The organism is Candidatus Eisenbacteria bacterium (assembly GCA_016235265.1).
GTDB lineage: Bacteria > Eisenbacteria > RBG-16-71-46 > RBG-16-71-46 > JACRLI01 > JACRLI01.
The window spans coordinates 1-8612 of the sequence record JACRLI010000027.1 but is presented as its reverse complement, the minus strand read 5'-3'; the positions used below and the strand labels follow the sequence as shown (position 1 = coordinate 8612).

General features: G+C 70.6%; 8 protein-coding genes. 2 read left to right on the top strand and 6 right to left on the bottom strand.

The features are described 5' to 3' along the window. On the top strand, positions 1 to 163 hold a 163-nt coding region (locus HZB25_13990), incomplete at its 5' end, for a hypothetical protein (protein ID MBI5838345.1). A 115-nt stretch (positions 164 to 278) separates the two neighbouring features. On the opposite strand, the gene HZB25_13985 is transcribed toward HZB25_13990, so the two are convergent. From HZB25_13985 to HZB25_13960, 6 genes are all read right to left on the bottom strand, one after another. Next, positions 279 to 1046, bottom strand: a complete 768-nt coding sequence (locus tag HZB25_13985; protein MBI5838344.1) for a glucose 1-dehydrogenase — start codon at positions 1044 to 1046, stop codon at positions 279 to 281. A gap of 1188 nt (positions 1047 to 2234) precedes the next feature. Further along, positions 2235 to 4532, bottom strand: a complete 2298-nt coding sequence (locus HZB25_13980; protein MBI5838343.1) for a sigma 54-interacting transcriptional regulator — start codon at positions 4530 to 4532, stop codon at positions 2235 to 2237. 24 nt (positions 4533 to 4556) lie between these two features. After that, entirely contained in the window at positions 4557 to 4937 is a 381-nt protein-coding gene (locus HZB25_13975; GenBank protein MBI5838342.1) for a hypothetical protein, read from the bottom strand. A 295-nt stretch (positions 4938 to 5232) separates the two neighbouring features. Then, entirely contained in the window at positions 5233 to 5688 is a 456-nt protein-coding gene (locus tag HZB25_13970; GenBank protein MBI5838341.1) for a hypothetical protein, read from the bottom strand. After that, positions 5685 to 6149, bottom strand: coding sequence for a zf-HC2 domain-containing protein (locus HZB25_13965; protein ID MBI5838340.1), 465 nt, complete (start codon positions 6147 to 6149; stop codon positions 5685 to 5687). The genes HZB25_13970 and HZB25_13965 overlap by 4 nt, the downstream gene beginning before the upstream one ends. Next, positions 6146 to 6751: a sigma-70 family RNA polymerase sigma factor gene (locus tag HZB25_13960; GenBank protein MBI5838339.1), complete on the bottom strand. Its 606-nt coding sequence runs from the start codon at positions 6749 to 6751 to the stop codon at positions 6146 to 6148. Before HZB25_13960 ends, HZB25_13965 begins: the two co-directional genes overlap by 4 nt. 431 nt (positions 6752 to 7182) lie before the next feature. Here HZB25_13960 and HZB25_13955 point away from each other — a divergent pair, with 431 nt between their 5' ends. Further along, entirely contained in the window at positions 7183 to 8475 is a 1293-nt protein-coding gene (locus HZB25_13955) for a TolC family protein (GenBank protein ID MBI5838338.1), read from the top strand. Positions 8476 to 8612: the final 137 nt, after the last annotated feature.

The window sequence follows — 8612 nt, the reverse complement described above, 5'->3', positions numbered from 1 at the left end:
GGGCTTGCTGGGCAGGGCTCTCACGGTGAGCGAGGTCCTGGGGCGGAGGTTGTTCCCCTCCCGGGTGGGTCTGCCGGAGACGCTGGAGAGGTACTACCGCAGGACAGTGAAGACTCCAGCCCTGGGGGTGAACCGGACGCACCGGCTCAGGTACGCGGACTGAGGCTGTCGAAGCGGGAAAGTGAAGCGGGGAGCCATTGGGCTCCCCGCCAGACACATTCTTCGAAGCACAACCTGCCGCACCGATATCAGCCCCCGGCCGGCGCCGCGCCGGTTCCCTACCGCGCCGACATCAGCCCCCGGCCGCCGTCAATGGCCAGCGTCGCTCCGGTCACCCAGGCGGAGTCCTTCGAGCACAGGTGCAGGATGGCGGCGGCGATCTCCTGCGGGGTTCCCACGCGGCCCAGGGGGTGGGTGGCCTTGCCACGTTCCAGGAACGCCTCGTAGTCGGCCACCGCGCTGGTGACGGTGTGGAGCTCGGTGCGCACCACGCCCGGGTTCACCGCGTTCACGCGGATGTTGTGCGGGGCCATGTCCAGCGCCGCGCAACGGGTGAACATGTCCACGGCCGCCTTGCTCACGCAGTAGGCCAGCAGGTTGGCGTAGGGGCGATAGCTGGTCACCGAGGAGACGTTCACAACGGCCGCGTCGCGCCCCTCCCGCAGCAGCGGCGCCAGCGTCTGGGTCAGGTGAAACAGCCCGCGGACGTTGGTGTTCATCTGGCGGTCCCACTCCTGGAGCGGCGTGTCATAGACGGATCCGCCGCCCAGCACCCCCGCGGCGTTCACCAGGTAATCCAGGCGGCCGAACTCCTGCTTCACCCGGGCCGCCCACGCGGTCGCCGCGGCCTCGTCGCGCACGTCGCCTTCCAGCTCCAGCGCCTTCACGCCCTTCCCGCGGACCGCGATCGCCGTCTCCTTCAGCCGGTCCGCGCGCCGGCCGGTGAGCGCCACGTGCGCGCCCTCGGCCGCGAATGCCAGCGCCGTGGCGCGGCCGATCCCGCTGGTCGCCCCGGTGACGAACGCGACCTGGTCCTTGAACCGCATGGCTTTACCCCTGTGGAATGTGGTGGATGGAGGAATGGAATCGGGGCCGAGTGTAGCGGTGGAGAGAGAACTCGGAAAGCGCGGCCCTGGAAAGGGAACTCGGAGGGCGCGGCGGTGGGAAGGGACCTCGGAAAGCGCGGCGGTGGGAAGGGACCTCGGAAAGCGCGGCGGCGGGAAGGGACCTCGGAAAGCGCGGCGGTGGGAAGGGACCTCGGAAAGCGCGGCGGTGGGAAGGGACCTCGGAAAGCGCGGCGGTGGGAAGGGACCTCGGAAAGCGCGGCGGCGGAGGGCAGCCCTCGTCGTGGCGAGTGTCACCCCCGCCAGGCGGCGGGCCCGGAAACGAAACCGGCGTCGCGCCGGGCAGGCGCGGACGCCGGTGTGGAGACGCGCCGCCGGACGGAGCGGAGGCGCAGGGCCCTCAAGGGCCCGGGCCCGGAGACCCTCCGAGGGCGCACGGAGGTGCAGTTCGGTGCGCCCTGACGTGCCAGCGGAGAAGTCTCCGGCCCCGGGAACGGGCCTCGGCTCCCGGTGGCGGGCCTAGAGATTCCCGCCGCCTCAAGAGCGCGGCCCAAAGAGAGGGCCGGAGAAAATAGAGGATCGGCGCCGTCCTACCTCTACCCCGCTCCCCGAAGGGCTCGGGGTGGACCCCTCCCGATAGGTCCGACGCCGATCTTTTTGTGCCGGGCCAGCAAGGTCCCGCTACCGGTGTTGCCAGGCTCGCGGGGACGCCAGCTCGGGCTTTCCTGAAAATCTGGCGCCTCTCTGCCTCTACCCCGGGCCCCCACATCAGTCCATGTGGAGATGGACTGATGTGAGGGCTTCGGAGCGGACCCCTCCCGACAAAGTCGGCGCCAAGTCCGTTTGGTTGACTACCTGCCCCCTGAGAGCGAGTAGGAACCGAAATCTGCTATCACACTATCGCATGGCGCGTGCCAACTGGCGATGCCAGGGGCAATTCTGAACATCGCCACCATTGCATGATGTCAAACTGTTGGTATATATAGACTTGCTCGGTCAGGGCGATAGGTCGGTTCGGGCTGCGAGCAACGCTGGATTGCCGGACCGGAGGCCTGGATGGATACCAACGACTCACCATTAGGTTTACATTTGACGTAACTCGCTGCTGCGCAAAAAGAAAGAGGGGTGGGTCATGGTGACCCACCCCATGCTTCCGAAGTATCCAGCCGATCAGCCGTCGAGGCTCACCGAAGCCAGCTTGCGCGCCAGCGTCTTGCGGGTGATGCCCAGCGAGCGCGCCGCGGCGCTCTTGTTGCCCCCGTGGCGCCGCAGCGCCTCGGACACCGACTGCATCTCCATCTCGCGCAGCTGCGTCTTGAGGCCCACGTGGTCGGCGCCGCCGGTCCACACCTTGCGGCGAACGTCGGCGCTGAGCAACTCCGGCGTCAGCTCTCCGCCCGACTGGACCCGCGCCACCAGGTTCTCGACCTCGCTCTCCAGTTCACGGACGTTTCCCGGCCAGTCGTACTGGGTGAGCGCCTGCAACAGCCCCGGGTTCACGGTGAAAGTCCGGTGGTGCTTGTTGGCGTAGTAGGTGAGCAGGTGCTCGGCGAGCAGCCGCACGTCCTCCCGCCTCTCGCGCAGCGGCGGCAGGTGCACGTACATGCCCTTGAGCCGGTAGTAAAGGTCCTTGCGGAACCGACCGGCCTCCACCTCCGTGCGCAGGTCGCGGTTGGTGGCGGCGATGATCCGGATGTCCACCTCGCGGGTGGTGCGGCCGCCGACCGGTTTAATGGTCTGCTCCTGCAGCAGCCGCAGCAGCTTCAGCTGCAGCCGGGGCGTGAGCTCGCCCACTTCGTCAATGAAGAACGTGCCGCCGTCTGCCGCGAGCACCAGGCCTTCCTGGTCGCGGATGGCGCCGGTGAAGGCCCCGCGCACGTGGCCGAACAACTCGCTCTCGGCGATGCCCTCGGGGAGCGCGGCGCAGTCCAGCACCACGAACGGCTTGTCCCAGCGGTCGGAGAGCGCGTGGATGGAGCGCGCGAACATCTCCTTGCCCGTGCCAGTCTCACCCTCGAGCAGCACCTTCGCCGAGGTCTCGGCGCAAACGCGCAGGTCCGCCAGCACGCGCTGGTCGAGCGTGAGGAACCCGGCCAACTGCTGCTGGGAGGTGAGCTTGGGCGCGTCCTCCTCGACCGCGTTGGGGCCGAAGCGGCGCACGAACAGCCCGCGGGTGCGCTCGATCTCGGACAACTCGAAGTCCACCTGCCGCACCAGGTGGTCCATACCGAGCCGCATAAAGAGGTTGCGCGCTTCGAACAGCGAGCTCTTCTCCTCCCCGGTCATGCGCTGGTGCTCGGGGTGCCGGACCAGGAAGCCGCCGAGCGACTTGAGCGTGAATGCCAGCTCCAGGCGGGCCTCCACGCGGACCAGCGTGTGCACCGAGAGGTCGAAGCTGCGGCGCGCCGCGCCGCGGTCGCCCAGGAGCAGTTGCGCCTCGCCGCGCGCGCGGTAGGCGGCGCCGACTTCGATGGGGTCCATGATCCGCGTGCCCACCTCGATGGCGGCGTGGGCGTGCTCGATGGCCTCGCGCGGCTGGTTCAGCGCCACGCAGGCCTGCGCCAGGCGCCGCTCCACCTCGGCCGTCACGTCGCCCGCGGGCGCGTGCAGCCGGGCGATGGCGAGCCCGCGCTGGTAGTGGCTGAGCGCCTCCTGGGTCGCGCCCTGCTCGCACAGCAGGTCGCCCCACACTTCCTCGGCGATCGCCTCCTCGCGGGCGTGCCCCCGGGGCCGCGCGATGTCCAGCGCGGCCTGCAGCTGGGCGAGGGCCACCGGGAAGTCGCGGATCTGCAGCGCCAGCATGGCGAGGGCGATGTGCGCGCGCGCCTGGTGCAGCGGGAACGCCGCGGTCAGCTCCCTGCCGCGTTCGAGGGCCGTCTGCGCGTCGCTCCAGTTGCCGGCGCGAACGTGCGCGTAACCCAGGTTGAGCAGCCAGGTACCCAGCTTGTCGTCGAGGTGCAGGTCTTCCGCGATGGCGATGGCGCGGGCGAGGTGGTCCAGCGCCAGGGTCCACTGGGCGCGCTGCACGAACAGCACGCCGAGGTTATTGTGCGCCACCGCCCGGCCGCGGGCGTCGGGGGCGTCCCATTCGTAGAGATGCAGCGCGGCGCGGTAATGCCGCTCCGCGTCCTCCGCGTTGCCCAGCCGGTAGTGCACCGCTCCCAGGCGGGAGTGGCAGCGCGCCAGCAGTGCCGGGTCGTCGAGCGGCTTGAGGAGAAGGAAGGCCTCTTCGCCCGCCTCGAGCGCGCGCGAATACTCGCCGCGCACGCGGTCCACGCGGCAGCGCACCAGCAGCGTCGCCGCGCGCACCCTCGGGTCCGTCCCCAGTTCGCCGCGGGACTCCAGCGCGTCGCAGGCCGCCCACGCGCCGTCGAAGTCACCCCGCAGGATGGCTTCTTCGGCGCGCAGGAGGTCCTGCGGCAATACGCCGGTTTCCGCGTCGGCTCGGAAGGGCTCGGGCAGACTCATGGGCTCTTGTCCGTGCCAGGCCCGTTACCGGACCTGCACCGCCACGTGGATGAAGGTCCGCAGCGCCATCAGCCAGAGGCTGAATCCGCGTTCGCCGGGCAGCATCACGACCTTGGGAGCGTGAATGCCCGGTGCGGCGGGCGGCGTGCTGGGACTGCTGATTCCGATCTGCGGGGTGCGCGGACGGATCGACGTCACGCCAGGACCCGGGATGCCATGCCCGTCGCCCTTGCCATCGTCGGGATCGTCCGGACCACCCTTGGTCGAAATCGTGGTCCCGGGTGCGGTCGGTTCAGTTCCTGCGGCGCATGGGGAGGGGAGATACGTTAGCAGGAAGCTGACCGAGAACACCGCCAGGAGAATCCACATCGGAATCCCGGCCTGGGTGATACGTGTGTGTCTCATGGTCCGGTCACCTTCTTGCTGTCGGGCGAAGGCGCTTCGTGGAAGTCGCGAACCGGAATTCTCCACAATTCCGGCGACGTGCTGCGCGTTGCCTCCGCAGCGGGCCGCGCGCCGCGCGGCCATCCCGACACATTTGGAGAAATTCACTGCGACCCGAGGGCTGAGTTGTCCTCAAGCTGATGTTAATCGTAAGCGGGCCTGCAAGCGGTGTCAACGCGAGTTTCTGCTGGGGGTTCGCCGGACGGTGCCCGGGTCGGCATGGCCGCCCGGGGAGGGGCTCCGGGCGGCCACGGGCCTAACGGCCAGGGCTCGGCGGGGCCCCTCCAGTGTCGCGCGGGCCGTGGGCCCGGCTTCCCGGTCCCGGGAACCCGAAGATCCCGTGATGGCGCCGGCCATGACGCGGGGCAAGCTTTTGCAGCTTCTCGAGTTGGGCCGGGCTGAGCACCCGGGCCAGCGCCGCGTCCAGGGAGTCCTGCCGCGATGAGAACATCGGTTCGACGACCTTCCGCAGACGCTCGATCCTGCTCCGGTGCTCGTGGAACAGTGAGTCCACCGCAGTGCGCTGCCCCGCGGTAAGAGAGAGCTCCCTCTGAAGCCGGTCCATGAGCCGGCCCTCCATGCGCTCGGGCCGGCCGCGCAGGAACCCGTACTCCCACGCCAGCCGGTCGAGCAGCACGCCGCCCACCAGGCCGACCAGCAGAAGCAGCCCCATGATCAGCAGAGCGGTGCGCAACTCCAGCGTACGCCTCATGGGCGGGCCTCCTTGGGCGGCGCGCCGCCAAACTGGTCCTCGGGCAGCGGCAGGTTCGACAGCATCCATTGCTGCCGCGCGTCGGAGGACTGCAGGGCGAGCTCGTCCCATGCGCCCGCGGCGGACAGCCGGCCCGCGGGCGGGACGCTCAACAGCTGCCACAGCGCGAGCACGATCGCGAGCCCGGCCGCGACGCAGCCCGCGCGGAGCCAGCCCGCCGCCGTGTCGTGCCGCCGGTCCACGCGGCGGGCGATCCCGGGCCACGCGAGGACGTGGGCGGTGTCCGCGACCGGGAGCTCCGCCACCGCGCGCCGCATCGCGCCCCACGCCGACAGCGCTTCGTCACATTCCGGGCAGGCCTGGACGTGCGCCATCACCGCCGCCGAGGCGGCCGCATCGAGCCGTCCGTCGAAGTGGTCCTGGAGCTGCTCCAGGTCACACGCCACGGGTCGCATGCTCACTCCCGCTCCTCCCGGAGCGCCGGGCCCAGCGCGGCGCGCAGGCGCTCGCGGGCCCGCAGCAGCCTGGACCGAACTGTACCGACCGGGATTTCCATGATTTCTGCGATCTCCTCGTACGAGTGCCCGCCCGCCTCCCGCAGCAGGAAGCAATCGCGGAACTCCGGCGGCAGGCGGTCGATCTGGGCGCGCAGCAGTCGCGCCAGCCAGGGATCGCTCGCGGGTCTCTCCGAGGCGGCCAAGTCGGCGCGCTCGTCGAGCGGCCGGCCGTCCTCCGCCTCCAGCGCGTCCAGCGAGCGCGGCGCCCGCTTGCGCCGCCGCAGCGCGTCGCGCGCGCGGTTGAGCGCGATGCGCGTCACCCAGGTCCCGATTTCCGAATCGCTGCGAAAGTCTCCCAGGCCCCGGAAGACGGAGACGAAGGTCTCCTGCACCACGTCGTCCGCGACGTCGCGGTCGCGCACCAGGGCGCGCACCACGCGGGTCACGGGAAACACCAGCGTGTCGTACAGGGCCCGGAAGGCATCCGGATCGCCCTGCCGGGCGGCGGCGATCAACTGCGGGTCCATCGAGGCGATCGGACACTCTCCGGATGGGGTGGGCAGCACGGACCGCCGGACTCGTTCACGGGCGGCCCGGCGCCCCCCGATTCCCCGCGGGCGCCGCCCCGGTGCGGGATGGGCCCCTGGGCGGGTGTGAGCCCGCCCAGGGGCGACGGGGGCCCCGGTCCGACCCACCGGGGGATCCCCCACCACCTCCGATCGCCGGACCACGGGCACGTGACCGTCGATCGGACGTTGGACGTCGAGTTGCCGGGGGAAGTTCCCGGCGGTCGGGGAACTTCATGCCCCCATGGTACGTCCATTGGACGCCCGCCGGACACTGGTTCAAAGAGGGGGCAACGGTTTGCGGAGGGGTCACGTCCTAGGGTAGAGTTCACCAATCCATCCACTATCGGCGACGCCTCGTGCCCGGGCCGCCAGCGAGCCCACGTTCCCGGGATCACCCTCCTGCGCCGCCGCACCGGGAAGGCAGGCCATTGAATACCAGCCATCGCTTCGTATCGAGCTTCTGCGCGCTCCTGGCCTATGCCGCCCTGACCGGGCCGGCCCGGGCGCAGGCTCCCGCGGACACCCTGGACCTCGACACGTGCATCCGGATCGCCCTCCAGCGGCAGCCCTCGTTGCGCTCCGCCGAGGCTTCCTACGACGCCGCCCGCGCGCGGGCCGGCCAGGCGCTCTCGGGCGCCCTGCCCCGGTTGAGCGCCGATGCCGACGTGAGCCGCAGCGGGGCGGGCGTGGCCGGCGGCGGCGAGTCGGGCGCCACTTCCTACTCTTCGGGGTTCTCCCTGCGCCAGAGGGTGTTCGACCTGGGCGTGACCACGGGATCCATCCGCGCCGCGCGCAGCAACGCCAACGCGGCGGAGGAGAATGCCCGCGCCGCCCGGCTGGACGTTTCGCAGACGGTGGCGGAGACCTATTTCGGGCTGCTCAAGACGCGCCGCCTGGTGGAAGTGGCCCGGGCGGCGCGCGACGCGCAGGAGGCGCACTTCAAGCAGGCGCGGGCGTTCTTCACCGTGGGAACGCGGCCCAAGTACGACGTCACCAAGGCCGAGGCGGACCTGACCTCGGCCGAGCTGGACCTCATCAAGGCGCGCAACGACGAGCGCCTGGCGGCCGTGGCGCTGGCGCACGCGCTGGGCTTCGAGGAAGGCACGCCCCCGCCCATCCGCGACGTGCAGGCGGAGGACATCGCGGAGGCGGACGCGCGCGCCAGCCTGGACGAGGCGGAGCGCGGCCGCCCGGACCTGCGCGCGGCGCAGCAGCGACTGCGCGCGGCGGGCGCCCAGGCGTCGTCGGCCCGCGGCGGCCTCTTCCCCGCCGTGGACGGTTCGCTGACCTACGGCTGGCGGAGCGGGGATTCGTGGTTCTCCAACACCACCCGCAGCTGGTCGGTGGGCCTCTCGGCCAGCATGCCGGTGTTCGACGGCCTGCTCACCGTGAGGCGCGCCCAGGAGGCAAAGGCCTCGGAGCGGACCTCGGAGGCCGACTACGCCTCGCTGCGGCTGCGGGCGCGGGAGGACGTGGAGCGCGCGGTGATCAACCTGAACGTGGCGCGCGAGAACCTGGGCGTGGCGCGCAAGCTGCTCGCCCAGGCCGAGGAGAACTTCAACGTGGCCGAGGGCCGCTACCGCGCGGGCACCGGGTCCATCATCGAGGTGACCGACGCCCAGTCGCTGCTGACGCGCGCCCGGACGCAGGACGTCCAGGCTCGCTACGACCTTCAGATCGCCCGGAGCACGTGGTTGCGCGCGCTCGGGCGTGATCGCTAGCCTGCATAATTCGCGAGACCATCGATTTGAGTAGAGACACGAAGGCCTCCGTGTGTTAGAAAGCGGTTGTCAACGCCACTTTCTCGCACCTCGGAGGCCTTCGCGTGTCCGACTCTACCACAAGACAGTCTGTTCTG

Coding starts and splice junctions, on each gene's coding strand:
- HZB25_13985 (MBI5838344.1), bottom strand. CDS start 1,046: ATGCGGTTCAAGGACCAGGTCGCGTTCGTCACCGGGGCGACCAGCGGG.
- HZB25_13975 (MBI5838342.1), bottom strand. CDS start 4,937: ATGAGACACACACGTATCACCCAGGCCGGGATTCCGATGTGGATTCTC.
- HZB25_13970 (MBI5838341.1), bottom strand. CDS start 5,688: ATGAGGCGTACGCTGGAGTTGCGCACCGCTCTGCTGATCATGGGGCTG.
- HZB25_13980 (MBI5838343.1), bottom strand. CDS start 4,532: ATGAGTCTGCCCGAGCCCTTCCGAGCCGACGCGGAAACCGGCGTATTG.